The sequence below is a fragment of the Roseibium sp. genome, from assembly GCF_050301095.1.
Lineage (GTDB): Bacteria > Pseudomonadota > Alphaproteobacteria > Rhizobiales > Stappiaceae > Roseibium.
Map to the genome: position 1 here is coordinate 1 of NZ_JBNKYW010000260.1, position 23,922 is coordinate 23,922.

Here is a 23,922-nt window from a genome sequence, read left to right on the forward strand (position 1 = left end):
GCAAGTCCATCGAATATGCCCGCGATAATCCTGCAGATGCCGCACAGGCGGTGGCCGATGCCGTGCCCGAGCTGGATGCGGGAGACGCCGCGGAAAGCCTCGCCGACGCTCTGGCCCTGATCTTCAACGAAGTGACGGAGGCTGAAGGACTTGGCACGCTGGATCAGGAACGGCTGGCAAAAACCTGGAGCCGTGTCGCCGCGGCACAGGGCCTCGACGCCGAAGCCCTGGATCCGGAGACCATCGTCAATCGCGATTTCCTTCAGGAGAATTGAGCATGGCCGTTGTCAACTCACCAACACCTGCAATCCGGTTCTGCGACGTGCAAATGAAATTCGACACGCGCGCCGGAGAGCTGGTCGCCCTGAAACATGTCGATCTGAGCATTCAGGACCACGAGTTCATTGCGGTTCTGGGCCCATCGGGATGCGGGAAATCGACCCTGATGCGTCTGGTCGCCGGTCTTCTTAAACCGACCTCGGGCCTGGTTGAAGTCCACGGGACGCCCGTCAAGGAACCGCGCGACAACATCGGCATAGTGTTTCAAAAACCCACGCTGCTTCCCTGGGCTACACTTGAAGACAACGTGGTGTTTCCGATGAAACACAAATACGGCCGTGTCACGCCGGCGCAGCGCGACAGGGCGCATGAGCTGTTGAAGATGGTCGGGCTGGCCAGCCTTGAAAACCGCAGGCCCGGCCGCCTTTCGGGCGGCATGCAGCAAAGGGTCGGGATTGCCCGCGCCCTTTTGCACAACCCCGACATCCTGCTGATGGATGAACCGTTTTCTGCTCTGGATGCCCTGACCCGCGAGGAAATGGGCTTCGAACTGCTCAACATCTGGCAGGAGCACCGCAAGACCGTAATGTTCATCACCCACTCCATCGTCGAGGCGGTCCTGCTGGCCGATCGGGTCATCGTGATGAGCAACGGGCCAGGTGCCCGTGTGGCCGAGGACCTGCAAGTCCCGGCCCCGCGCCCTCGGACCGCGGACTCCATGCGATTGAGTGAAATGCAGGATCTTGCAGCCCATTTGCGCAACCTCCTGATGACGAGAAAGGCTGCCTGACATGGCCGATACCTTCAACCGTTTCAACCGGGTGCCGGGCCTGCTGCCGGGCCTGACCTTCTTGACCATCCTTGTCGTCTGGGAGCTGAGCACCAGGCTTCTGACCATTCCGGCCTTCCTGCTGCCGGCGCCCAGCCGGATAGCCGAAGGCTTCGACGCGGTGACCGCGTCGCGCTGGCTGAGCCACATCTGGGCGACGCTGCGCGTGGCCATGCTCGGCTTCCTGTCGGCCATCGCGGTTTCCCTGCCCCTGGCGATCGTGTTGACGCGCTCCCGCCTGGTGTCGACCGGGATCTACCCGCTGCTGGTGGTGATCCAGTCAACGCCGATCGTGGCCGTGGCCCCGATCATCATCGTAACGCTCGGATCCGGCGACCTCAGCCGTGTCCTGATCACCTTCCTGATTTCCTTCTTTCCCCTGGTCGTCTCGATGACTACCGGTCTGAAGGCTACGCCGGAGGAACTGATCGAACTCAGCCATTCGCTGAAGGCTCCCCTGATCCGTGAGTTCACCCAGATCAGGATCCCCTTTGCGATCCCGTATATCTTCTCGGGCCTCAAGATCTCCGTCACGCTCTCGGTGATCGGGGCCGTCGTTGCGGAGTTCGTCGCGGCGGAACAGGGGATCGGCTATTTCATCCAGTTCTCGACATCCCTGTTCAAGATACCGGAAGCCTGGGCCGGGCTCGGCATCCTGGTGCTGATGTCTCTCACGCTCTTCCAGACGATTTCACAGGTTCAGCGGCGGTTCTTTCCGTGGAGCCTGCCGGGGGAGGGTAGATGACGAGCTTCCTCATCAAGAACGCGGAGGCAATCCTGACCGGCAAGACCGGTCAGGAGGCCCGCGCCTCGGGCGCGATCCGGGTCGAGAAGGGAATAATCAGGGAAATCGGTGAGCTCGAGGGCAAACCGGGGGAGCGGATTATCGATGCCGGCGGGTGTGTTGTCACACCCGGTCTGGTCAACACACATCACCACCTGTTCCAGAGCTGTCTGAAGGCCGTGCCTTCCGGCATGAACGAACGGCTGGCAACCTGGCTGCGGCTCGTGCCGGTGTCGCACTGGCATCTGCTGGACGGCGACGTAATGCGGGTGTCCGCCATGGTAGGCCTGGCGGAACTCGCGCTCAGCGGCGCCACGACCGTCGCGGACCATCATTACTTCTACTCGGACCGATACGATTTCGACCCGAACGAAGTGCTCTTCGATGTCGCGGACCAGTTCGGGATGCGTTTCCTGCTGGCGCGCGGCGGGGCGACGCAGGCCAGGAAATATGACACCGACGACGTTCCACCGCTTCCGGTCGAAACGCTGGACGGCATGATCGACGCTGTGACCGGCGCCGCCCGGCGTTGGCACGACCCGGCACCTGATGCCATGCGCCGGGTCGCCTTCGCACCGACCACGCCAACCTTTGCCCTGCCGGACGGAGCCTTGCGCGAAGTTCGTTCCGTCACCCGCGGTCTCGGCCTGCGGCTTCATTCCCATCTGTCGGAAAACATGGACTATGTCGACTACACGATGGGCAAATACGGGAAGCGGCCGGTGCACTGGCTCGCCGAGCACGACTGGCTGGGCGAGGATGTCTGGTATGCACATCTGGTAGAGATAGACGAGAGCGAAATAGCTCTCCTGGCGGAGACGGGCACGGCCATGGCGCACTGCCCGCAGGCAAACGCACGGCTGGGCTCCGGCGTTGCCCCGACGTCCCGTCTGCACGCGGCCGGCGGAACGGTTTCGCTGGCAGTCGACGGGGCCGCGGCCAACGAAGCCGCGGACATGGGCACGACGCTCTACCTCGCTTTTGCATTGCCGCGTGCTTCCGAACAGGAAGCGGCAGCCAGCCGGGCCGAGACCGTGCTCAGCTGGGCCACGGCGGGCGGTGCCAAGGCGCTCGGGTTCGACACGATCGGCACCATCGAGCCGGGCAAGAGTGCAGATCTTGCGATCTTCGACCTGAACCGGCCGCGCTATTTCGGTCAGCATGACCAGGCCATCAGCCCTGTCATCTCGGCCGGAGATCTGTGCGTACGCCATTCCTTCGTACGCGGCCGGCCTGTTGTCCAGGACGGAACCCTCCCCTGGCTCGACCTGGAAAGGTTGCGCCACGAAGCCCTCCGAGTCGTCAACAAACTCAAGGCAGCAGCCTGAAAGACGCGGGAAGAGCCAGTCTCTTCCCGCACCTTCTTTTTTCATCGAGACCGCTTGCCTGAAACCATCCGGACTTCTCCTGATATCCCGTGACATCCCCCGAAGCTGAACGGCGCATCCTCGTGCCGTGGCCCGGTTTGACCGGTCGCCATCGGCAACAGTCCCTCCCGGTGCTTCCCAACCTACCCAGTCCGGGTCATCACGGCCGGCTTCTTGCCCGGCCGGTTCCAAGAGAAAACACCCCTCGCCTGTTGGAAGGAGAGAGGTGAAGCGTTTTGGAAGATCCGGATGTCCGCTTAGCCATTGCCCGCAGCGGCAGTTACCTGGAGGCCCGCAGGCCCTGCTGTGGCAGGTCCACTGCTGCGATATCCGCCGAGCGAGGCCGTCCACCTGACCAGCGGCGCACCAGATCGGTATCGATGTCGAAGAGATCCAGAACGCGCCCAACCGTATGATCTACCATTTCATCGAGGCTGGCAGGACGGGCGTAAAACGCCGGCACAGGAGGGTAGATGATTGCGCCCATTTCCGTGACGGACGTCATGTTGCGCAAATGGCCCAGATGCAGCGGGGTTTCGCGCAACATCAGGACGAGCCTGCGCCGTTCCTTGAGCACCACGTCGGCAGACCGCGCCAGCAGAGACGAGGTTGTCCCGCAGGCGATCTCAGCCATGGTCTTCACCGAACACGGCGCGATGACCATTCCCATCGTGCGGAAGGATCCGGAGGCGCAGGCTGCGCCAATGTCCTTGTTGGAGTGGGTGACGGAAGCCATGGCCTCAAGATCGCGCGGCGTGAAATCGGTCTCATGTGCCATGGTGAGGCGGGCGGCACTGGACATGACCAGGTGGGTCTCGATGCCCAGCTCCCGCAGCGTTTCGAGCATGCGCTTGCCGTAGATCACGCCCGAGGCACCGGAGATGCCGACGATCATCCGTCTGGAATCCTGGTTGTTCATTTCGAACTCCTTTCTGTCCGACGACCTTCTCGCTGCCCCGCCGCCTGCTTTGTCTCGAAACGGCTGTCGCCGTTTCTGGCGTGCTTTAATGGAGCCCGTTCAGCAAGGCTGCCGCGCGTGCCTTTGCGGCCTCGGAAATCAGGGCTCTTGTGCCGTGAAAGTCCGGCCCGCGCGTGGCATCGAGCCCCATGCGCGAGGTGGTTCCTATCCCGCTCGCCGACGGGTCCAGCGCGTTGCCCGGCAGCCCTTCGACGATCACCACGTCACGATGCGGCTGGAAATGTGCCGACACCGCCCACAACACCTCCTCGTCGCGGGTGATGTCCACGTCGGCATCGACCACGATCACGTTCTTCAGGTACTGATCCCATCCCAAGAGACCCAGCATCACTTGCCGTGCCTCGCCTTCCCGGCTCTGGTTCAGGGCCACATAGGCGTGAAAATGGGTTCCCGAAGACGGGTAATGCACTGCCGTTACCGACGGAAAACGCGCCTTGAGCTTTTCCACCATCTCCGCCTCGCGAGGAACCCGGCCGAGGTTCAGGTGTTCGGCCGAGTTGCCACCGGCAACGCTCACCAGGATCGGGTCCCTGCGGCGCAGGATCGTCTCGACGGTAAGAAGATTGTTGGTAGACCGGTCGGAGGAATAGCCGGTGAATTCGCCGAAGGGGCCTTCCTCCACGACAGCTTCATGATCAATCACGCCTTCCAGGACGATTTCAGCCTGGGCGGGAACGCGGATACCGTATTTCGGTGTTCTCACCACCTCCAGGGGCGCGCCCATCAGTCCGCCCGCAATGTTGCGTTCGTCCTCCTCGAAAGCGAGCCGCGCGGAGGCCGCCAGCATGAAGAGCGGGTGGCCGCCGATCACCATGGCCACCGGCATGGGCCGGCCCATTTCCTTCGAAAGATTCAACAGGCGCCAGAGGTGTCCCCGCGAATGCAGCGAGGTGGCGAGCTGGTTGGGCGCATGGATCATTGCCCGGTGATAGGAAAGATTGCCGATCCCGGTTTCCGGATGCTCTCCGATGATGATGCCGGAGGTAATGTATTTCTGCCGGTCGGTCTCGAAGTGCTGGAGCATCGGCAAGGTGTTCAGATCGACGTCCTGCCCCGTCAGTACCTGTTCCATGAGCGGACCGGTGGAGACCTCCTTCGGTGCAACAGCTGCGCGGGACCTTGCCTGATAGGCCGCGTGCAGGCCTGGCTCATCGGTCTCGAACAGGTGTGCGATCCGGCGGCGCGATCCGAACACGTTGCAGACGACCGGCGCCCGAAGCCCGTTCACGTTGTTCAACCGCAGCAGTGGCTGCCGCCCCTGCCCGGCCAGTGCCCAGATCAGCGCGGTTGCGTCCTGATTGTCGGAAACCGGCGCGTCGATCGCAATCACATCCTCAGGACAAGAGGCCGCATAGTTCTCCAGAAAATTCCGGACGTCCTGCGGGTGAAAACCGGAGCTAACTTTCTTCAACATCTCTGGCGCCTTCCAAAGTTTTGTCATGGCGGCGGCGCGGGCTGCAACCGCGCCGCCGCCCCTGGCTCAGGCCAGTTCCAGGTGCCGGCCGGTTGCCCGGTCCACACCTGCATAGGTATCCTTCAGGCGGGCTTCGGCGTCCCTCAGATCGCGCGGCGGCGGCGTCGGATCGATGCCGACCAGCTTGGCGATGTTATTGCCGAGATAGCCTTCCAGATCGTCTTCGGAGAGGTTCATTCCGTGCGGCGGCTCATGGCAGAGAACCTCGAGTTCACGCAGCCACATGCCGGGATCGTTTGGCGGAGAATCCGTGCCGAACACAATCTTGTGCCGGGGCAACTGCTGGGCGAATTCCACGATCCTCGACTGGAAGCACCAGCCGCTCTCGCAGTAGACGTTGGGCGTGTCCATTGCCATCCAGAACGCCTCGAAGCTGTAGTTGCCGCCGGTCTGGATGCCGAAGTGGCCGATGATGAAGTTGACCATCGGGAATTCCCGGATGATCGGATAGAACATCGTCGGGATGGTGTAGGGTCCGTCGCCGGTGTGGATCAGCACCACGATGCCCAGCTCGGCGCATTTCTTCATTGCCGGCCGCAACCAGTCCAGGGCACGGTCAGGACGATAGCCATGCATGTTCGCATGCAGCTTGATCATCTTGAAACCGTATTCCTTGTGGTGGTACTCGATTTCGGCGGCCCCGTTTTCCGGGCCCCAGCGCGGGTTGTAGTTGAAGTTGCCGATGAAACGGTCCGGATATTTCTGGCACAGTTCCGCGCAATAGGACATGTAATCGCGAATGCCCTCGCGGCCCATGCGGTTGCCGTCCCGGTAACCGGTGTTGCCCGGGGGCGGCTGAATGAAGCCCATGTCGATCCGGCGCGGCTTGCCGTTGATCATGTAGGGACCGTCCATCATCTTGAGCATGCGCTCGCCGGTGAAGGGTTCCCCCGTGTGACGCCAGGCCTCGTCCACCAGGTTGGTGGGGTGGAGATGGGTGTCGATAATCATCTGTTTGTCCTTTGAAATCTTTCGGTCGCGGCTTATTCGGCAGGCTCGAGAGCTGCCTTGCCGCGCAGGTAGGCTTCAGCCTCGGCAACCGAGCGCGGCGGCGGGGTCGGATCCAGGCCGATCATCCGGGCGACGTTGTTGCCGAGATAGTCCTCGAGCGTGTCTTCATCGAGGTTCAGACCCTGCGGCGGCTCGTGGCAAAGCACTTCGAGCAGGTTGATCCACATGCCCGGCTCGTTCGGCGGCGTGTCGGTGCCGAACAGGATCTTGTGCTTCGGCAGTTCCTTGGCGAATTCCACGATCCGGGACTGCAGGCACCAGCCGCTTTCGGCGTAGACATTGGGCTCGTCCATCGCCATCTGGAAGGGCTCGAACGTGTAGACGCCACCGGTCTGCACACCGAAATGCGCGAGAATGAAATCCACTTCCGGAAACTCGCGGATGATCGGCACGAACTCCGTCGGGATCGAATACGGCCCGTCACCGGTGTGCAGCTTGACCATCACACCGAGATCGGCGCACACGCGCATGGCAGGCCGGAGCCAGTCCAGCGCCCGGTCGGGGCGATAGGCATGCATGTTGGCCTGCAGCTGTACCATCTTGAAATCGAACTCCTTGACATAGCGTTCGATTTCCTCGGCACCGTTCTTCGTGCCGTAGCGCGGATTGTAGACGAAGCAGCCGATGAAACGGTCCGGGTGTTCGCAGACCATCTTCTCGGTATAGGCCATGTACTCGCGGATGGCCGCCTTGCCTTCCTTTTCATGGATGCCGTCTGTGTAGATCGTGTTGCCCTGCGGCGGCTGGATGAACGCCTTGTCGACACGGCGTGGCTTGCCGTTCACATAAAAGGGGCCGTCCATCATCTTCAGCAGCCGCTCTCCGGTAAACGGCTCGCCATCGTGGCGCCAGGCCAGATCGACGAGATCCGTCGGATAGCAACTCAGGTCGATAATCATGAGGATACTCCTGTGATGGGGCGCCTGGATGCAATGCACATGTCCCCGGCACCGCTGCAGACGACTGCGAACGGTTTGGGCGCGGCAAAACGGCGCTCGACCGGCTTGCCCTTGATGCGATTGAAAGCTTTGGGGGGATATGACATCGCAGCCTCACCTCTCAACGGTTTGTGAGCAATTGGCTGCGCTTCTACTCTGTGGACTACTAAATCACTCGAATCTATGATTGTCAACAATCAAATCTAACTAATTATTTTTATTCAACTTTCTTTAAACAAAAAGGCCCGCGCACCGGGAATGCGCGGGCCAGGTTCCTGCCTCTCGACGAAAGGAGATGGGATCAGTCGATCAGGCAGGCTGAGAGTTTGGCGGCCAGTTCCTCGCGCTCCAGATCGCGGCCGATGAAGACGATCTTCGAGCGCCGGCGTTCGTCCTGCCAGGGATTGTCCGGACGCAAGTCGAAGAGTTGATGAACCGCCTGCAGCACGAAGAACCGGTCTTCCCCGGCAATCGAAAGAATGCCCTTGGTTCGAAAGGCTGCCGGACCGCGTTCCTCAAGATAGTCGGTCAGCATGGCCTGGAGCTTTTCCAGCACAAAGGGCTGGTCAAAAGTGAAGCTCACCGAGGTGACCGTCTCGTCATGAAGGTGCCCGTGCTTGTGGCTGTGATCGTGATCGTGGCTGTGGCTGTGATCGTGGTTGTGATGGTGGTTCTCGTCCCCATCCATGTCGATCTGCAGCAGTTCCGCACGCTCACGCAGATAGGACGGACGGAAGCCGTTGACATTCAGAATGTTATCAAGATCGACCACACCGTAATTCGACCGCAGGATAGGCGCCGTCTGGTTGAGATTGCGGAGGTCCTTTTCAAGCGACTGCAGGCCTTCGTCACAAGCCAGATCCACCTTGTTGACGATGATCCGGTCGGCGGCGACGATCTGATCGACCGCCTGGTTGTCGCGGCCGTCCAGAACCGGATCATAAAGGTGCTGGTCTATGTGCTTGGCGTCGACCAGCGTGACGATCGCGTCCAGACTGACTTCTTCCGCAACGCCGCGGTCCGCGAAAAACGCCGTTGCAACGGGTGTCGGATCGGCAAGGCCGGAAGTCTCGACAATGATGTGATCGAACTTGTCCTTCTGCTTCAGAAGCTTGTTCATGACGTCAATCAGGTCATTGCGCACATCGACGAAGCAGCAGATGCAGCCGTTCTGCATCTGATAGATTTCCTCCTCGGAGGCGAGCACCAGATCGCTGTCCACGTCGACTTCTCCGAACTCGTTCTCGATCACGGCAATGCGGTGTCCGTGCTTTTCGGTGAGGATGTAGTTGAGCAGCGTCGTCTTGCCCGACCCGAGAAAGCCGGTCAGGATCGTGATCGGGATCTTGTTCTTTTCAATCTGGTGGACCTGCATCATTGACCCTCCTTTTGTTTCAGTGCCGTGAGAATGTCTTCGGGGGTTATCGGATAGTGGTGGAACCTGACGCCAATGGCGTCATGGATTGCGTTGGCAATGGCTGGGCCAATCGCGATGATGGGATCCTCGCCCACGCCCTTGGCGCCCCAGGGGCCTGACGGATCAGGGGCTGCTTCCAGAATGACGGTTTCGATCTCGGGCATGTCCATGGAGAGCGGCATCTTGTAGTCGACCAGGCCGGCATTGAGTGATCGGCCGGTGGACGTGTCGATGACGTAGTCCTCGCTCAAGGTGTGCCCGATCCCCTGCTGGATACCGCCCTCGATCTGTCCTTGCGCGGCAATCGGGTGGATCACCTTGCCGACGTCATGCACCGGCATCACCCTGTCGACCTGAACGAGCCCCGTTTCGGTGTCGACTGTAACTTCGACGAAATGCGCGGCGAAGGAATAGGACTTGGTCGGCTCATAGGTGCCGTTGCCAAGGATATTCGCCGCGGGGATACCTCTTGAGGGGCCCATTGCCTCGGCCATTGTCATGGCGGCATCGGGCTTTCCCGCGACACAGATCATGCCGTCGACCAGCGTCAGATCTTCGACCGGCAGGTCGAATTTGGACGATGCCCGTTCCAAGACGCCTTCGCGAGCCTTGCCGGCGGCAATCCTGGCGGCGCTGCCGACGAGATAGGTTGTGTGCGAGGCAAAAGCGCCGATGTCCCAGGGCACCGCATCCGTATCGCCATGTACCACGGAGACACTTTCGAAGCGCACACCCATTTCTTCGGCCACGATCTGCGCGAGAGCCGTGTGGGCGCCCGTCCCAAGTCCTGCGGCACCCGTCATCAGGGTGACCGAGCCGTCCTCGTTCACTTTCACGATGGCGTTGCCTTGCTCCCTGATCCCGGGATAGGCGGAAGAGCCATGCATCTCGCAGCCGATGCCGACACCTTTTTTCAGCTGCGGCCGGTCCGGGACACTCGTCCGGTTCCGGTTTTTTCTGCCCTTCCAATCAAATCCGGTTATGCCGTGCAGAATGCAGGCTTCAAGCCCGTGCCCGACGATCGGATGCCCCGAAGGTGCAATGTCGCCCTCGCGCACGGCGTTCTTCAGCTTGAGTTCCGCCGGATCCACCCCGAGCCGCACGGCCGCCTCGTCCATCTGGATATCGAGGGCGTAATAGGTCTGAACCACGCCATATCCGCGGAAGGCCCCGGCGATCGGAGTGTTGGTGTAAACGCAGCGCCCTTCGAGCCGGACATTCTCACAGCGGTAAAGCGACGTGGCGGAATTGGTGCCGACCGTCGTCACACCTGGTCCGTGCGATCCGTAGGCTCCGCTGTCATAGACGATCTTCATGTCACGTGCGGTGATGGTGCCGTCGTTCCGGAACCCCTGCTTCAGCCAGAGCCTGAAGGGATGGCGCGAGCGGCCGGCAATGAAGGTCTCGTGCCGGGTGAACTCCATGCGGACCGGGCGCCGGGTGGCTTTCGCCAGAAGCGCACAAAGAAATTCGTGCTGGAAACAGTCCTGCTTCGCGCCGAAACCGCCTCCCATGTGATCAACCAGAACCCGCACCTTGTTGACCGGCAGTCCCAGCACCTCGGCCAGAATACCGCGCACCATGAATGAGCTCTGCGTGGAGGTCCAGAAGGTCAGCTTGCTGGAGCCGTCCCAATCGGCCAGGCAAACGTTGGGCTCCATATAGGCCGGAACCGGACGTCCGCCTGAAAATTCGCCTTCGAGAATGAAGTCGGCTTCGGCAAAGCCTTTCTCGACATCGCCGCGCTCAACCTTCACCGGATCAAGGACAAGGTTCCCCCCCGGTCCGACATCGTGGATGAGCGGCGCGCCCGGCAGGACCGCCTCTTCAGGTGTGAAGACGGCGGGAAGCTCTTCGTATTCGACCTCGATGAGATCGAGCGCTTCATCCGCGATCTCTTCGCTGACAGCCGCAATCGCGGCAACGCCCTCGCCCTGAAACCTTACCTTGTTGTCGAGGATATACTGGTCCCTGGTACAGGACGCGGAACGTGGGTGCGGCGATCCATAGTGCAGCACGCGCGGCACATCTTCATGGGTCAGCACCGCCTTCACGCCCGGATAGGCGAGCGCCCTGGAAACATCGATGCGCTTGATCCGTGCATGGGCAACATCCGCACGCTTTATCTTGCCGTAGAGCATGCCGACCGGCTTCAGATCGGCGACATAGGTGCCTTCGCCGGTTACCTTCTCGATCACGTCTTCTCGCTTGACGCTCTTGCCGACGATCCGGAATTCCTTTTGAAGATTTGGAGTAGAAATGTTCATGAGGTGACCTCCGTCTCGCGGACCTTCCGCATTTCCTGCGCAGCGCTGCGGATCGCATCGAAAATCTTGGTGTAACCGGTGCATCGGCAGATGTTGCCGCTGAGGCCGAAACGGATCTCTTCATCGGTCGGATCCGGGTTTTCCTCGAGCAGCTTTCTCGCCATCATCAGGATGCCGGGCGTGCAGAAGCCGCATTGCGAAGCGCCGTGACGCATGAATGCATCCTGCAAGGGGTGCAGATCATCACTTCCGTTCTGCAGACCTTCGACAGTCTCGATCCGTTTGCCGTGCGCTTCCACGGCAAGCATCAGGCAGGCGTTGACCGGTTGCCCCTCGACGAGGACGGTACAGGCTCCGCAATCGCCGACGTCGCAGCCCTTCTTGGTGCCGGTCATCCCGGCCTCTTCACGGAGCGTATCCAGAAGAGAGCGATGTTCCTCGACGATCAATTCGCGCGGATCACCGTTAACGGTCAGTTCGACAATCTGTTTCATGAGGAGACCTCCAGTGCGGTTCTGACCGCGCGGCGGGTCAGAACCCCTACCATTTCGCGGCGATAGTCGGCGCTGGCACGAACGTTGCTGATCGGGGTGCAGTCGGCCATGGCCTGCATGCCGGCGCGATTGATGATTTCGTCATTGAGGAGAGCGCCGTTAAGAACGGCCTCGGCGCCCGTTGCGCGCAAAACGGTGGGGCCAACCGCCCCGAGTGCGATGCGCGCTTCGGTACAGCGGTCTCCGTCACGGTCGATGCTGACTGCCACCCCGACAGTCGCCAGTTCCATCGCCTTCCGGCGTCCGTGCTTGATATAGGCGCGGACGCTGTTCGGTCTGGGAGCGGGAAGCACGATGCCGGTGGCAATGTCCCCGCGCCCGAGCACCGTGCGGCCCGGTCCGGTGAAGAAGTCGCTGAGTGGTACCCGACGCATCCCCTGCGGCGTGTAGTAGTGAATGACCGCCCCATCCGCGATCAGTGGCGGAATGGTATCGGCGGACGGCGAGGCGCGGCAGATATTTCCGACGACAGTCGCCCTGTTGCGTACCTGGATCGATCCCAGGGAACGCAACGCTTCGGCAAAATTCGGGTAAGTTTGCTGAACGCCTTTCAGGGTTTCCAGCTCACGCGCCGTAACCAGCGCGCCAAAGGTCAACCCCGTGGCAGGATCCCAGCCGATATCGCGAAGGCCCGGAATCGACTTGATATTGACCAGATGAGAGACTTTCCGGAGCCTCTCGCGGATCTCGACGAGGAGATCCGTTCCTCCCGCAAAGACATAGGCATCTTCACCCAACTCGACCAGAAGCTTCGAGGCTTCCTCGAGTGTGGAGGGTTCATGATAGGCGAAGCGTCGCATGATTACTCCCTTGGTTTGCGCAAGCGGCGCGCGGTTGGAAAATCCGGCCGCTTATCCAAAGGGGGCTACGCCAGTCGGTTCGTACGTTCAGGGGGGCGGAGCGCCTCCGTGCTCTTCGGCGGACTTTATGTCCCGCAACATTTCGGCCTGCAGCGCATTCAGCAGTTCGGTGTTGTAGTGCGCCGCCTCGTCTCCCTCGCCCCGCGCCAACGCGCCCATGGTCTTGATGTGCAGCGCGTGGCCGGAGAATTCGGACGGTTTCCCGTCCCGAAACTGCAACAGAAGCGGTTGGCAATTGATCAGGTCGTCGAGAAACCGCGACATGTACTGGTTCCCGGCGTGATGACCGAATTCCATATGAAAACTGCGCGAATGGTGACGGGCTTCCTGGATCCTGCCCTCGTCATAGGCGGCTCCTTCCGCCCGAACGATGGCCTGTAACGCCGCGGCAGCAGTCTCGTCGTATTGTTCCGCAAGCTTTTTGAGCAACGCCGTCTCGATCACTATACGGGTTTCGAATACCTGCACGGCCTCGTCCGTGGTCAACTGAGCGACCCGCGCACCCTTGTTCCGGCTGATCTCCACCAATCCGGCGTTCTTCAACCGCAGCAAGCCGTTCCTGATGGCCTGCCGGTTGGCGCGGGCAACGTCCGCCAGCTCCCTCTCGACCAGACGCTCACCGGGCAACAGCCTTTGCGCCTGAACCGCCTCGACAACAACGGAAAAGACCCGTTCTTCCGCGGCCGGTCCACTTTTCAACTCTGATCTGCGTGCAGGCGGCCTGCGGAATGGCGACTGTTTCACCGGACCCTCTTCAACTGTTCATCGACACAATATGAGTCTCTTATTTTTTTGTCAACAATCTTTATTTTCACATTTAAAAACAATAATTTATTAAACAATTCTTTCATCGAGCGCATTGTTGGCGGCCAGGTAACCACCTATCACGCGCGAGCTCCCTCACCTGTACCCAAAGACAAGTGCGGCCTGCCGCCCGGCCGGCAAAAGCTCCAGAGATGCCAGGACGGTTTGTTTCGGAGCGAACAAGACGCTCCTGCAATCTCTGGAAAAAGCTTCCAGCGGGAGAGACTGGCGTGATTGCTCAATCGGAGAGGAATGCGGGATGTCCTGAGCAGGTCGCAATGGTGATAACCGGTGAGTTGAGAGCAAGCGACAGACTCGCCCGCCGGGGCGGCGAGGAGTTTCTGCTTCTGACAAGATCTTCCAGCAGCCGCATAACTGAAACCAAACAGCGTCCAGCAAACCCCGGGCGGTTCAAACCTTCCCGGAAGCGGAGTCCGAGAGTGACGCAAAAGTTTCCGGATAAGGACAGCTTGCTTCCTTTCAGCTGCACCCGGCTACCCGCGATCATATGGCCAGACCCGGCAGAACCTCCGAGAATGTCGCTCCATCCGTTTCAGCGAAACGACACGACCCTGTTCCGTGAGCGCCGCTTTTCCGTGACGCCCTCAAAAACGGCACATCGGGAATGATCCGCCATAGGGATGCCCGCGTGCATCCTTCGAAACCTTTCATGGAGGATGGACTGAAAAAACTCTGCTTGTGGCTGCCTTTGCATCGGCTTCAATGGCTTCCTTGTCGTTTGCCGATGGTGCCTCGGAAAATGGATCGGGTGACAGTAAGGGCATCGCAAGCGCCGTTTTGTCCGGCGGCGCGTTCGGCAACGAAGGCAGCCGCAGCGCCATCGCCGCCGCCTGCTCCTGTCAGGACTACCTATGCCGGCACGAACGCGCCAATTCAAAACGCACCTCCAAGACACCAAGAGCGTTTCAATTAAATTTACAAAATCCATAAATAACAATGTGTTATAAAAAATATAATAAAAAACAAAAAATAATCTTGCGGTTTTCGACTCGATTCCAAATACTCGGCCCACTAGCATGATCCCAGCTGGTTACGAGGAGGAACCCATTCCATGAACCTGAAGAACACCTGCATCAGCGCGCTTGCCGCCCTCTGCATCACAGCGACGCCGGCCCTCGCCGAAACCCTGCGTATCGGAGGCAATTTCCCGGTCGAACACTCGAGCTCCAAAGCCATCGGGATGTTCGCCGAAGCCGTTGCCAAGGCAACCAGCGGTGACCTTGAAATCGCCAGCTTTCCGGCCATGCAGCTTGGCGGCGCGAAGGAGAACGTCGACCAGGTCCGCACCGGCGTGATCTTCGGCACCTGGATCGGCACGGCCTACCTGTCGCGCACGGTTCCGGAACTGGAAGCGGTCTCCCTGCCCTTTGCCTATCCGGACCGGGAGACGGCCTTCAAGGTGATCGACGGCGAGGTCGGCGACATTCTGTCCGAAAAGCTGGCCGAACACGGGTTCGTTGCCCTCGGCTGGATGGAGCTCGGTTCTCGCAACGTGACCAACAACACCCGGCCGATCGAAAAGGTCGAGGACTTCAAGGGCCTGAAAATCCGTCTGCAGCCCAATGAAACCCATCTCGCGACCTTCCGCGCCATCGGCGCCAACCCGGTTTCGATGGGGATCTCGGAAGTCTATTCGGCCTTGCAACAGGGTGTCCTGGACGGCCAGGAAAACCCCTACTCCATCATCAAAAGCCGCCAGTTCGAGGAAGTGCAGACTTATCTGTCCGACACCAATCACTTCTTCGATTACATCGCCCTGGTGGTCAACAAGCGCAAGTTCGACCGGCTGACCGCTGAACAGCAGACGGCGCTTCGTGAAGCGGCGGCAGAAGCTGTGGCGTGGCAGCGGGCGCAGGCAGCCGCTGAAGACGAGGCCTCGCGCGGCCAGCTGGTCGAAGCCGGCATGGTCTTCACCGCGATCCCGGACGATGTCCGCGGCCTGCTGCGTGAGCTGACGGCACCGGTGGTGGACGAACTGAAGAACCGCATCGACCCGGCCATCATCGACACCGTTCTTGAACAGGCGGCCAACTGATGTCTGCCCGCACACATGTGGAGCCCGCGCGAGCGGGCTTCCTTTTCAGACGCTGCCAGTCGGCGCTGCGCCGGATTGACGGTGTTTCCAAGGGCACGGTGATCGCGGCCATGGCGGTGATGACCAGTCTTGTCGTCGTCCAGGTGATCTTCCGCTATGCCTTTTCCAGCGCGATCGACTGGTCCGAGGAAGTTGCCCGCCTGGCCTTCGTCTGGGCCATGTTCCTGGCCATTCCCCATGGCATCCGTCACGGGGTCCATGTCGGTATCGATGCCCTTGTCGTGCAGTTTTCCAAGCGGGTGCAGGATCATCTGTTCCGCCTGTCGGCGGTGCTCGGCGCCGTTCTGATGATCGTGATCTTCTATGTCAGCGTTCAGGTCACCGCCTACACCTGGCCGGAGATGATGCCGACGCTGAACCTGACGTCCGCCGTCTATTACATCGCCGTTCTGATTGCCGCGGTCCATTCCGTGCTGCATCTCATGCTGCTCGCCTGGGGCGGCCGGGACACCTGGGCCGAGGAGGCTCCGCAATGACCCTCACCGTTATCCTGATCTTTTTCGCGCTTGCCCTGATGGGCATGCCGCTTGCCTTTGCCCTCGGCTTCGCCTCGCTCGGCGGCCTCCTGGCCGGCGGCATCGAACTCTCCGTCCTGCCCCAGCGCATGATGCATTCGGTCGATTCCTTTCCGCTGATGGCAATCCCGCTGTTCATGCTGGCCGGCGAACTGATGGTTCGGGCCGGCATCATGCAGCGTCTGGTGGACTTTTCCAATTCCATCGTCGGCCGGCTGCATGGCGGCATGGCGCATGTGGCCATTGTCGCGGGCATGATGCTGGCGGCCGTCTCCGGCGCCGCGGTCGCCTCAGCCTCGGCACTCGGCTCCACCCTGGTCCCCGCCCTGCGCAAGAACTATGACGACGGCTTTTCCAGCGCGGTCGTCGCCTCCGCCGCCAACCTCGGCGCGATCATTCCCCCCTCCAACGCGATGATTGTCTATGCGCTGATGGCCGGTTCCACCGTTTCGGTCGGCGGGCTGTTCATGGCAGGCATCGTGCCGGGGATCCTGCTCACCCTCGGCTTCATGGCGCTCGGCTCGTGGATTTCCTGGCGCAAGGGCTACAAGCTCACCGGCGAAACTTTCCAGCTCGGCAATGCCTTGCGCGAAACCTGGCGGGCCCTGCCTGTCCTCTTGATGCCGTTCGTTGTTGTAGGCGGTATTGTCGGCGGCGTCTTCACCGCCACCGAAGGCGCCGGCATCGCGGTCGCCTATGCCCTTCTCATCGGCTTCTTCGTTACCCGCAAGCTGACACTGTCAGACCTGATACCCTCGCTGTTCAACGCAGCCGTCGGGGCTGCCATGGTCGGCGCGCTGATCGCCTTTGCCGCCGGTGTCACTTTCCTCTTCACCATCGACATGGTTCCGGCGACCCTGGCGGACTTCCTTGAGAACGTCACCTCGAGCCCGATGCTCTTCCTGCTGCTGGTGATGACGACGCTCATCGTGGTCGGCATGTTCATCGAATCCAACGCCGCCTACATCATGCTGGTGCCCTTGTTCGCGCCGGTAGCCATCAGCTTCGGCATCGATCCGCTTCTGTTCGGCTTTCTCTTCGTCTTCAACCTGATCATCGGAATGATGACCCCGCCGGTCGGAGTCGTGCTCTTCGTGATGAGCGGTGTGACCCGCGTGCCGATGGCCACCCTGATCCGCAGCGTCTGGCCCTTCATCGTCCTGCAGTACGCCGTGCTGGTGCTGTGCCTGATTTTCCCGGGCATCGTGACCTGGTTGCCCCGGACGCTTGGGTACTGAGACGGACGCGCCTGAACAGCAAATCATCCTTCGGTCCGTCCGCGGACCAGATCAAGAAATTCGAGAGACCAAAATGCGTATTTTGATGATCAATCCCAACACGTCTGCCGGGGTAACCGAGCGGCTGGAGAAAGCAGCCCGTACGGTCATGGCGCCGGATACCGTGCTGGACACGATCACCGCACCAACCGGAGTGCCCTATATTTCCACCCGGACGGAAGCCCTGATCGGTGGCGTGTCCGTCCTGGAGATCCTGTCCGAACGCCACGCCGACTACGATGCCGCCATTGTCGCAGCCTTCGGCGACCCCGGACTTGGGGCAGCACGCGAACTCTTCGACCTGCCCGTCATCGGGCTGGCGGAGGCAGGCATGCTGACGGCCTGCATGCTCGGCGGGCGCTTTGCGATCGTCACCTTCGCCGATGCACTCGAACCCTGGTATAGGGAGTGCGTCGCCTGGCACAGGCTGGAGGCCCGCTGTGCCGGCGTCCACACGCTTGCCGGGACCTTCCGGTCGGTCAACGACGTGCAGGAGGAAAAGGCCGAACACCTGGCCGCCCTGTGCGACGAGGTAGTGGCCGGCGGACAGGTCGACGTCATCGTACTTGCAGGTGCCCCGCTGGCAGGACTTGCGGCCTCCCTGCGCGACCGTGTGCCGGTGCCGCTGGTCGACTGTGCGGAAGCTGCGATCGGTCAGGCGGAGACCCTGGCCCGGCTGCGCCCCGCCAAGGCGAGCCGCGGCAGTTTCCGCCGTCCGGCGGCCAAGCCTTCCGTCGGACTGAGCCCTGCTCTCTCTGCCCGGATCGCCCATGAGCCCGCCCGCTAACGCCGCGACCGCGATGAAGCCGCGCAGACGCGGCTCCATCAGCCGGGCGCCGCTTCACGACCAGGTGGCGGATCTCTTGCGCGACCTGATCGTGACCGGCCGTCTGGCACCGGGCGAAAAACTCCAGATCGCGGCCCTCGCCCGCAAGCTTGACGTGTCCCTGACGCCAATGCGGGAAGCGTTGAAGATTCTGGCGGAGGAGCGGCTGATCGAACTGACCCCCAACCGCCCCACCGTGGTTGCGCCGGTCACGGCCGACTATGCGCGGGCGCTGTTCGAGGTCATGGCGGGGATTGAGTCCCAGGCCGCCGAACTTGCGGCCGCCCGGATGACCGCCGCCGACCTCGCCCGCCTGGAAGAGTTGCACGGCGAAATGATCCAGCGTTTCGAGGATCACGACGACGATGCCTATTTCACGCTGAACAGCCAGATCCACGACCTGATCGTCGAGTGCGCCGAAAACCCGATCCTGAGCCATGTTCGCGCAAAGCTGGCACTGCACGCCAAGCGCGTGCGCTACGTCGCCGTCAGGGAGGGCAGCCGTCGCAATGCGGCCCTTGAGGAACACGAACGGATGATGGCGGCCCTGCGGGCCGGTTCGCCCGACGATGCCCGGCGCGCCTGGCGCATTCATCTTCAGAATTCCGGTGACGAGGTCTGCCGGATCCTGGCTGCCGAGCAGGAAGCACGTCCCGTGTCACAGTTAAATGCCAAAGTGAAAAGAACCCAAAATGCCTGAATTCGATCTTTCCATCCGGCGGGGCACCATCGTGACGGCCTCGGACCGCTATGTCGCCGACATCGGCATCAGGAACGGGCGCATTGCCCGGATAGCTGAGGAAATCACCGGAGCGGCGGAAGAAATCGACGCCCGCGGACTGCTCGTCATGCCCGGCGGCATCGACGCTCATGTGCATCTGTCCCAGCCGACCAGCGACGGCACCGTCATGGCCGACAACTTCGAAAGCGGCACCCGCGCCGCAGCCGCAGGCGGCAACACCACGGTCCTGCCTTTCGCCCTGCAGGAAAAGGGCAAGTCCCTGCGCGAATGCGTCCACGGTTATCATGCGAAGGCGGACGGGAACTGCGTGATCGATGTGTCCTTCCACCTGATCGTCACGGATCCGACCCCCCATGTCCTGGGACAGGAGCTGCCGGCCCTGATCCAGGACGGTTACACGTCCTTCAAGGTCTTCATGACCTATGATGACCTGAAGCTGGACGACAGCGAGCTGCTGGAGGTGTTCGAGGTCGCCCGCCGCGAGCGGGCGCTGGTGATGGTTCACGCCGAAGGCCATGACGCGATCAAGCACATGACGCGCAAGCTGGAGGAACAGGGCAAGACCGCGCCCTATTACCACGCCATCGCGCATTCGGAGATCGCGGAACGGGAAGCAACCCACCGGGCGATCAGCCATGCCCAGCTGACCGACACCCCGATCATGATCGTGCATGTGTCAGGCCCCGATCCGCTGGAACAGATCCAGTGGGCCCGGCGCCGCGGCCTGAAGGTACTGGCGGAAACATGCCCGCAGTATATTGCCCTCACCAGGGAGGACCTGGCCGGTCTCAACATGGATTTCGAGGGCGCCAAATACGTCTGCTCGCCGCCCCCGCGCGACAAACCCAGCCAGGAGGCGATCTGGCAGGGACTGTCCGACGGTTCCTTCGACGTTTTCTCCTCCGACCATGCGCCTTTCCGGTTTGACGGGCCGGACAACACCGGCAAGAACAACCCGAATGCGCGCACGTCCTTCAAATGGGTGCCGAACGGCGTTCCGGGCATCGAAACCCGGCTGCCCATCCTGTTTTCCGAGGGGGTGAGCAAGGGCCGGATCACGCCGGAGCGCTTCGTCGCCCTGACGGCAACCAACCCGGCCCGCATCTACGGCCTTTATCCCCGCAAGGGATCGATTGTGGTCGGCGCCGATGCGGACATCGTGCTGTGGGACGCCGGCAAGACCGCCTGCATCAGGCAGGAGGACCTGCATCATGGTTCCGACTACACCCCTTACGAGAACATGGAAATCACCGGCTGGCCGGTCCGCACCATCCTGCGCGGCAAGACGGTTGCCAAGGATGGTGAGGTCACCGGCACGGCGGGCGACGGAACCTACCTGACCCGGCAGCCTTCCGAATTCGTCTGACCACCACACCACATGGGGCGCCATCGGTTGGCGCTCCAATGAATTTATAATTCTATATTATTTTCAATTGTTTATTTGTTATTTGATTAAAAATCATAAATTGTGTACGCTCTGCCGGCAGTTCATTTCTTCAAGCCGGGAGTATCCAAATGTTCAAGCCAGGCCGTCACTTTCTTCAAATACCGGGCCCCACAAATGTGCCCGACAACGTCCTCCGGGCCATGGACCATCCGACGATGGATCATCGCAGTCCCGAATTCGGCGACCTGGGACGCCGGGCCCTGGAGGGGGCGAAGTCGGTTTTCAAGACGGCCAGCGATGTCATCATCTATCCCGCCTCGGGAACCGGCGCCTGGGAGGCCGCCCTTGTGAATACCCTGAGCCCCGGCGACAAGGTGCTGATGTGCGAAACGGGACAGTTCGCCTCGCTCTGGCTCCGGCTCGCAACTCGGCTGGGGCTGGAACCCGAGGTGATCGAAACCGACTGGCGCACGGGGGCGGATGTTCCGGCAATTGCCGAAGCGCTCCGGAATGACACCGGCCACGCCATCAAGGCGGTCTGCGTCGTCCACAACGAGACCTCGACCGGTTGCACGTCCCGGATAGCCGATGTCCGCGCCGCACTCGACGAGGCCGGGCACCCTGCCCTCTTGATGGTGGACGTCATCTCATCGCTCGGATCGATCGATTACCGGCACGACGAATGGGGCGTGGATGTCAGCGTCGGAGGATCGCAGAAGGGCTTGATGCTGCCTCCGGGCCTGTCCTTCAATGCGATCAGCGCAAAGGCAAAAGTGAGCGCACAAGGCAGCGGCTTGCGTCATTCCTACTGGAACTGGGAGGAGATGCTGAAGGCGAACGAGACCGGCTTTTTTCCCTATACGCCCGCGACCAATCTCCTTTATGGCCTCGTTGCCGCCGTCGACCGGCTGCATGAAGAAGGCCTGGACAACGTCTTCGCCAGGCACCAGCGTCATGCCGAAGCGACACGGCGCGCCGTTCGCGCCTGGGGACTGGAGGTTCTTTGCCGGACGCCCGAGCATTATTCAGGTTCGCTCACGGCTGTGCTGATGCCCGAGGGGCATTCGGCCGATGCGTTCCGCAAGGTCGTGCACGAGCGGCTCAACATGTCCCTTGGCAACGGCCTCGGTCGACTCGCCGACCGTGTCTTCCGGATCGGCCACCTGGGAGACTTCAACGACCTGATGCTGGCCGGTACGCTGAGCGGTGTCGAAATGGGGCTGAAGCTTGCCGGCGTGCCGCATCAGGCCGGTGGCGTGCAGGCCGCGCTCGACTACCTTGCGGACGCTGCCCGCGGCGAGGCGTGTACCAGGGCAGCCTGACCAGCCGCGATCGTATCGGCGGCCGATCCCTTCGGCCGCCCATTCCCGGTTATTTCAGTTGCATGAGCCGACAGATGCTAACCTTCAGCCTGCGCCCGCTGCGCTTCCCAGTCCTTCAGTATCCGGCAGGTCTCCTCGCCGGAACTCAGAAGATGCCGCCGCCAGATTTCATGTGCCGCCTTCGGGTCATGGTCCCGCAGCGCCTGCATCAGGTCATCGTGATCCTGCATCGCCTCGATACGATGGGCGCCGGATTCCACGGAGATGAAGCGCGCCCGCTCCGCGCGCCGGGCAAGCTGGGACCGGATCGTTTCAAGAATGTCGTTGCCGGCATATTCAACGATCTTGTCATGAATTTCGCGGTTAAGTTCGAAGTAAGGGGCCTTTTCTCCGCGTTCATGGTGGCCGCGCATGGTTTCCTGGATTTCCTCAAGCTCGGCCAGTTGCTCATCGGTGATCCGCGTGGCTGCATATTCAGCGGCCAGCGCCTCGATGCCCGCAATCACTTCGAAGAGCTCCCGGGTGCCTTCCACGGTAATCGGCGCGACACGCGCCCCGCGGTTGGGCATCAATTCGACCAGCTGTTCTCCGGCCAGCACCTTCATTGCCTCGCGCAACGGCGTCAGGGAAACCTGCAGTTCCTCCGCCAGCTCGTTGAATCGGATTTTCTCGCCGGTCGGCAAAACCCCGGAAATGATCATGTCGCGCAGCTGATTGACCACCTGCTCATGCAACGACAGGCGGCTGATGATCAGCTTGCCCTTGGCGTTGTACCTTCTGCGCCTTTGCGCCGGCGTCTTGGCATCCATACCGTTCATTCCCTTTTCCAGGCTCGCCCTGCCCAGGATTCGCCTATTTCTCGCATCTCCGCTCTGCCGGGTCAAATACGGGCTTTTCTCTTTTTTTTCAATGAACTGAGAAAATCGTCATCAGAAATTATCTCTTCGTGACAACACCCTGAATTCAGAAAGGAAAACATGACTTCAGTCGAGACAGAACGGGTAGAACAACTCATCAACGTCCTCGCCGGTGCCCGTAGCGGTGGGCCCATGGCGGACGCCAGCCTTGAACGGAACGGCGCCGTCAGCCTCGAGGAGGCTTACATTGTGCAAGAAGCCATGGCGGAGCGCTTCGGGCCGGCCGGGGCATTCAAGGTGGCCTGCAAACCCGGACAGCCTGTGATCATGGCACCGATCTATGCGTCCGACATCCGGCCATCGGGCGCCTCCTTCCCCACGCCTGCCGGAGACCTTGTCGGCGTCGAACTTGAAATCGGCTTCAGGATCCTGAAACCGCTTCCGGCTCCAGGTTCGGCGGATTTCCGGCAGAAGCTGCGTGACAGTGTCGCCCTGGTTCCCGTGATAGAGGTTGTCCTGACGCGCCTGGAGGACCCGAACACCGTTTCTCCCATGCTGCGCCTTGCCGACAACCAGCTGAACGGCGGGCTTGTGGTGGGACCTGAGCGCACCGACTGGCAGGACCTTGACCTGACGCGGGCCACTGCAACGCTGGACTTCGGCGAAACCCGCGTGCTGGACGGGACCGTGCCGGTTCCCGGAGGCGACGCCTTTGAAAACCTTTGCAAGCTGGTTGACCTGGCAGGTACGCATTGCGGCGGGCTGCAGCCCGGCCAGGTGGCCATCACCGGCTCCCTGAACGGCCTGCCCTATATCGAGGCCGGGACGGACGTGCGCGGATGGATCGAGGGACTGGGAGAGGTCGCGGTCAGCTTTCCATGAGTGCGATTGCCGCTGCCGGGACCGTTCCGGCAGCGGTTGTAATCCTTGCCTCGATCAGCAAAGCGCATACTTCGGCCAGCGCCAGCCAGGACCGGCCGTCTCCATGGTCTGCGCCAGCGGCAACAGCATGTCTTCCGAATAAAGATCCCCGATCAGCTGCACGCCGATGGGAAGCCCCTGTGCGCCCGGTCTGGCGGGGACCGTCAGTCCGGGATGGCCACAGGCATTGACCCAGCCCGTGTAGACGGCATGGCCCCGGGGCCCGACTTCCCTGCCGTCTATCCGATCCGGGAAAACCTCGGCAGCGGGCCAGGGATGCGCTGCGGACGACGGGGTCATGATCACGTCCCATTCGCCAAAGACCTGCGAGACACGCGCACGCAGCCTGCGGACCTCTTCCAGAGCGGCATAGAGGTCGCGGGCCGGAACCTTGGC

Annotated in this window: 23 protein-coding genes and 1 pseudogene; 13 read left to right on the forward strand and 11 right to left on the reverse strand. The window is 61.5% G+C overall.

All coding sequences use genetic code 11. The annotated features are described in order from the left end of the window. From ACQY7U_RS22390 to ACQY7U_RS22405, 4 genes and pseudogenes are all read left to right on the forward strand, one after another. A pseudogene (locus ACQY7U_RS22390) lies at positions 1-275 on the forward strand (ABC transporter substrate-binding protein); the annotation flags it as partial. A gap of 2 nt (positions 276-277) precedes the next feature. Next, positions 278-1,069, forward strand: a complete 792-nt coding sequence (locus ACQY7U_RS22395) for an ABC transporter ATP-binding protein (RefSeq protein ID WP_428649589.1) — start codon at positions 278-280, stop codon at positions 1,067-1,069. A gap of 1 nt (position 1,070) precedes the next feature. Next, positions 1,071-1,853, forward strand: coding sequence for an ABC transporter permease (locus tag ACQY7U_RS22400; RefSeq protein ID WP_428649592.1), 783 nt, complete (start codon positions 1,071-1,073; stop codon positions 1,851-1,853). Continuing rightward, positions 1,850-3,220: an amidohydrolase family protein gene (locus ACQY7U_RS22405; RefSeq protein ID WP_428649595.1), complete on the forward strand. Its 1,371-nt coding sequence runs from the start codon at positions 1,850-1,852 to the stop codon at positions 3,218-3,220. Before ACQY7U_RS22400 ends, ACQY7U_RS22405 begins: the two co-directional genes overlap by 4 nt. A gap of 319 nt (positions 3,221-3,539) precedes the next feature. Here the strand turns inward: ACQY7U_RS22405 and ACQY7U_RS22410 are convergent, their stop codons facing one another. From ACQY7U_RS22410 to ACQY7U_RS22450, 9 genes are all read right to left on the reverse strand, one after another. Next, positions 3,540-4,178: a UbiX family flavin prenyltransferase gene (locus ACQY7U_RS22410; RefSeq protein ID WP_428649597.1), complete on the reverse strand. Its 639-nt coding sequence runs from the start codon at positions 4,176-4,178 to the stop codon at positions 3,540-3,542. 85 nt (positions 4,179-4,263) lie between these two features. Continuing rightward, on the reverse strand, positions 4,264-5,652 hold the full coding sequence (locus ACQY7U_RS22415; RefSeq protein ID WP_428649600.1) for a UbiD family decarboxylase: 1,389 nt from the start codon (positions 5,650-5,652) through the stop codon (positions 4,264-4,266). Between the two features lie 66 nt (positions 5,653-5,718). Further along, the gene (locus tag ACQY7U_RS22420; protein WP_428649602.1) at positions 5,719-6,663 is read right to left on the reverse strand and encodes an amidohydrolase family protein; all 945 of its coding nucleotides are present in this window, start codon (positions 6,661-6,663) and stop codon (positions 5,719-5,721) included. A gap of 32 nt (positions 6,664-6,695) precedes the next feature. Beyond that, on the reverse strand, positions 6,696-7,622 hold the full coding sequence (locus ACQY7U_RS22425; protein ID WP_428649605.1) for an amidohydrolase family protein: 927 nt from the start codon (positions 7,620-7,622) through the stop codon (positions 6,696-6,698). A gap of 340 nt (positions 7,623-7,962) precedes the next feature. Then, positions 7,963-9,036, reverse strand: coding sequence for a CobW family GTP-binding protein (locus tag ACQY7U_RS22430; protein ID WP_428649650.1), 1,074 nt, complete (start codon positions 9,034-9,036; stop codon positions 7,963-7,965). Continuing rightward, complete coding sequence (locus tag ACQY7U_RS22435) at positions 9,036-11,345, reverse strand: xanthine dehydrogenase family protein molybdopterin-binding subunit (RefSeq protein ID WP_428649607.1); 2,310 nt, start codon at positions 11,343-11,345, stop codon at positions 9,036-9,038. The genes ACQY7U_RS22430 and ACQY7U_RS22435 overlap by 1 nt, the downstream gene beginning before the upstream one ends. After that, entirely contained in the window at positions 11,342-11,839 is a 498-nt protein-coding gene (locus tag ACQY7U_RS22440; RefSeq protein ID WP_428649610.1) for a (2Fe-2S)-binding protein, read from the reverse strand. Before ACQY7U_RS22440 ends, ACQY7U_RS22435 begins: the two co-directional genes overlap by 4 nt. Beyond that, positions 11,836-12,699: an FAD binding domain-containing protein gene (locus ACQY7U_RS22445; protein ID WP_428649613.1), complete on the reverse strand. Its 864-nt coding sequence runs from the start codon at positions 12,697-12,699 to the stop codon at positions 11,836-11,838. Before ACQY7U_RS22445 ends, ACQY7U_RS22440 begins: the two co-directional genes overlap by 4 nt. Before the next feature lie 87 nt (positions 12,700-12,786). After that, on the reverse strand, positions 12,787-13,458 hold the full coding sequence (locus tag ACQY7U_RS22450) for a GntR family transcriptional regulator (RefSeq protein ID WP_428649615.1): 672 nt from the start codon (positions 13,456-13,458) through the stop codon (positions 12,787-12,789). Between the two features lie 804 nt (positions 13,459-14,262). Between ACQY7U_RS22450 and ACQY7U_RS22455 the strand changes: the two genes are divergently transcribed. The 8 genes from ACQY7U_RS22455 to ACQY7U_RS22490 all read left to right on the forward strand — a co-directional run bounded on the left by ACQY7U_RS22455 (position 14,263) and on the right by ACQY7U_RS22490 (position 21,748). Then, on the forward strand, positions 14,263-14,514 hold the full coding sequence (locus ACQY7U_RS22455; protein WP_428649618.1) for a hypothetical protein: 252 nt from the start codon (positions 14,263-14,265) through the stop codon (positions 14,512-14,514). A gap of 121 nt (positions 14,515-14,635) precedes the next feature. Next, positions 14,636-15,619 carry a TRAP transporter substrate-binding protein gene (locus ACQY7U_RS22460; protein WP_428649621.1) on the forward strand — a complete coding sequence of 328 codons (984 nt, stop codon included), beginning with the start codon at positions 14,636-14,638 and terminating at the stop codon, positions 15,617-15,619. Further along, complete coding sequence (locus ACQY7U_RS22465; RefSeq protein WP_428649624.1) at positions 15,619-16,155, forward strand: TRAP transporter small permease; 537 nt, start codon at positions 15,619-15,621, stop codon at positions 16,153-16,155. Before ACQY7U_RS22460 ends, ACQY7U_RS22465 begins: the two co-directional genes overlap by 1 nt. Next, positions 16,152-17,432: a TRAP transporter large permease gene (locus ACQY7U_RS22470; RefSeq protein WP_428649627.1), complete on the forward strand. Its 1,281-nt coding sequence runs from the start codon at positions 16,152-16,154 to the stop codon at positions 17,430-17,432. The genes ACQY7U_RS22465 and ACQY7U_RS22470 overlap by 4 nt, the downstream gene beginning before the upstream one ends. A 73-nt stretch (positions 17,433-17,505) precedes the next feature. Further along, positions 17,506-18,258: an aspartate/glutamate racemase family protein gene (locus tag ACQY7U_RS22475; protein ID WP_428649629.1), complete on the forward strand. Its 753-nt coding sequence runs from the start codon at positions 17,506-17,508 to the stop codon at positions 18,256-18,258. After that, complete coding sequence (locus tag ACQY7U_RS22480) at positions 18,242-18,997, forward strand: GntR family transcriptional regulator (protein WP_428649632.1); 756 nt, start codon at positions 18,242-18,244, stop codon at positions 18,995-18,997. The genes ACQY7U_RS22475 and ACQY7U_RS22480 overlap by 17 nt, the downstream gene beginning before the upstream one ends. Then, entirely contained in the window at positions 18,990-20,405 is a 1,416-nt protein-coding gene (hydA, locus tag ACQY7U_RS22485) for a dihydropyrimidinase (RefSeq protein WP_428649635.1), read from the forward strand. Before ACQY7U_RS22480 ends, hydA begins: the two co-directional genes overlap by 8 nt. Before the next feature lie 149 nt (positions 20,406-20,554). After that, on the forward strand, positions 20,555-21,748 hold the full coding sequence (locus ACQY7U_RS22490) for a pyridoxal-phosphate-dependent aminotransferase family protein (RefSeq protein ID WP_428649638.1): 1,194 nt from the start codon (positions 20,555-20,557) through the stop codon (positions 21,746-21,748). Positions 21,749-21,825: 77 nt separating this feature from the next. On the opposite strand, the gene ACQY7U_RS22495 is transcribed toward ACQY7U_RS22490, so the two are convergent. Then, complete coding sequence (locus tag ACQY7U_RS22495; protein ID WP_428649641.1) at positions 21,826-22,566, reverse strand: GntR family transcriptional regulator; 741 nt, start codon at positions 22,564-22,566, stop codon at positions 21,826-21,828. A gap of 159 nt (positions 22,567-22,725) precedes the next feature. Here ACQY7U_RS22495 and ACQY7U_RS22500 point away from each other — a divergent pair, with 159 nt between their 5' ends. Continuing rightward, positions 22,726-23,487, forward strand: coding sequence for a hypothetical protein (locus ACQY7U_RS22500; RefSeq protein WP_428649644.1), 762 nt, complete (start codon positions 22,726-22,728; stop codon positions 23,485-23,487). 54 nt (positions 23,488-23,541) lie between these two features. On the opposite strand, the gene ACQY7U_RS22505 is transcribed toward ACQY7U_RS22500, so the two are convergent. Next, a partial coding sequence (locus ACQY7U_RS22505; RefSeq protein ID WP_428649647.1) for an amidase family protein occupies positions 23,542-23,922 on the reverse strand: 381 nt, incomplete at its 5' end.

Coding starts and splice junctions, on each gene's coding strand:
- ACQY7U_RS22480 (WP_428649632.1), top strand. CDS start 18,242: ATGAGCCCGCCCGCTAACGCCGCGACCGCGATGAAGCCGCGCAGACGC.
- ACQY7U_RS22475 (WP_428649629.1), top strand. CDS start 17,506: ATGCGTATTTTGATGATCAATCCCAACACGTCTGCCGGGGTAACCGAG.
- ACQY7U_RS22500 (WP_428649644.1), top strand. CDS start 22,726: ATGACTTCAGTCGAGACAGAACGGGTAGAACAACTCATCAACGTCCTC.
- ACQY7U_RS22440 (WP_428649610.1), bottom strand. CDS start 11,839: ATGAAACAGATTGTCGAACTGACCGTTAACGGTGATCCGCGCGAATTG.
- ACQY7U_RS22420 (WP_428649602.1), bottom strand. CDS start 6,663: ATGATTATCGACACCCATCTCCACCCCACCAACCTGGTGGACGAGGCC.
- ACQY7U_RS22495 (WP_428649641.1), bottom strand. CDS start 22,566: ATGAACGGTATGGATGCCAAGACGCCGGCGCAAAGGCGCAGAAGGTAC.
- ACQY7U_RS22400 (WP_428649592.1), top strand. CDS start 1,071: ATGGCCGATACCTTCAACCGTTTCAACCGGGTGCCGGGCCTGCTGCCG.
- ACQY7U_RS22395 (WP_428649589.1), top strand. CDS start 278: ATGGCCGTTGTCAACTCACCAACACCTGCAATCCGGTTCTGCGACGTG.
- hydA (WP_428649635.1), top strand. CDS start 18,990: ATGCCTGAATTCGATCTTTCCATCCGGCGGGGCACCATCGTGACGGCC.
- ACQY7U_RS22425 (WP_428649605.1), bottom strand. CDS start 7,622: ATGATTATCGACCTGAGTTGCTATCCGACGGATCTCGTCGATCTGGCC.
- ACQY7U_RS22435 (WP_428649607.1), bottom strand. CDS start 11,345: ATGAACATTTCTACTCCAAATCTTCAAAAGGAATTCCGGATCGTCGGC.
- ACQY7U_RS22470 (WP_428649627.1), top strand. CDS start 16,152: ATGACCCTCACCGTTATCCTGATCTTTTTCGCGCTTGCCCTGATGGGC.
- ACQY7U_RS22445 (WP_428649613.1), bottom strand. CDS start 12,699: ATGCGACGCTTCGCCTATCATGAACCCTCCACACTCGAGGAAGCCTCG.
- ACQY7U_RS22465 (WP_428649624.1), top strand. CDS start 15,619: ATGTCTGCCCGCACACATGTGGAGCCCGCGCGAGCGGGCTTCCTTTTC.
- ACQY7U_RS22410 (WP_428649597.1), bottom strand. CDS start 4,178: ATGAACAACCAGGATTCCAGACGGATGATCGTCGGCATCTCCGGTGCC.
- ACQY7U_RS22430 (WP_428649650.1), bottom strand. CDS start 9,036: ATGCAGGTCCACCAGATTGAAAAGAACAAGATCCCGATCACGATCCTG.
- ACQY7U_RS22405 (WP_428649595.1), top strand. CDS start 1,850: ATGACGAGCTTCCTCATCAAGAACGCGGAGGCAATCCTGACCGGCAAG.
- ACQY7U_RS22460 (WP_428649621.1), top strand. CDS start 14,636: ATGAACCTGAAGAACACCTGCATCAGCGCGCTTGCCGCCCTCTGCATC.
- ACQY7U_RS22490 (WP_428649638.1), top strand. CDS start 20,555: ATGTTCAAGCCAGGCCGTCACTTTCTTCAAATACCGGGCCCCACAAAT.
- ACQY7U_RS22415 (WP_428649600.1), bottom strand. CDS start 5,652: ATGTTGAAGAAAGTTAGCTCCGGTTTTCACCCGCAGGACGTCCGGAAT.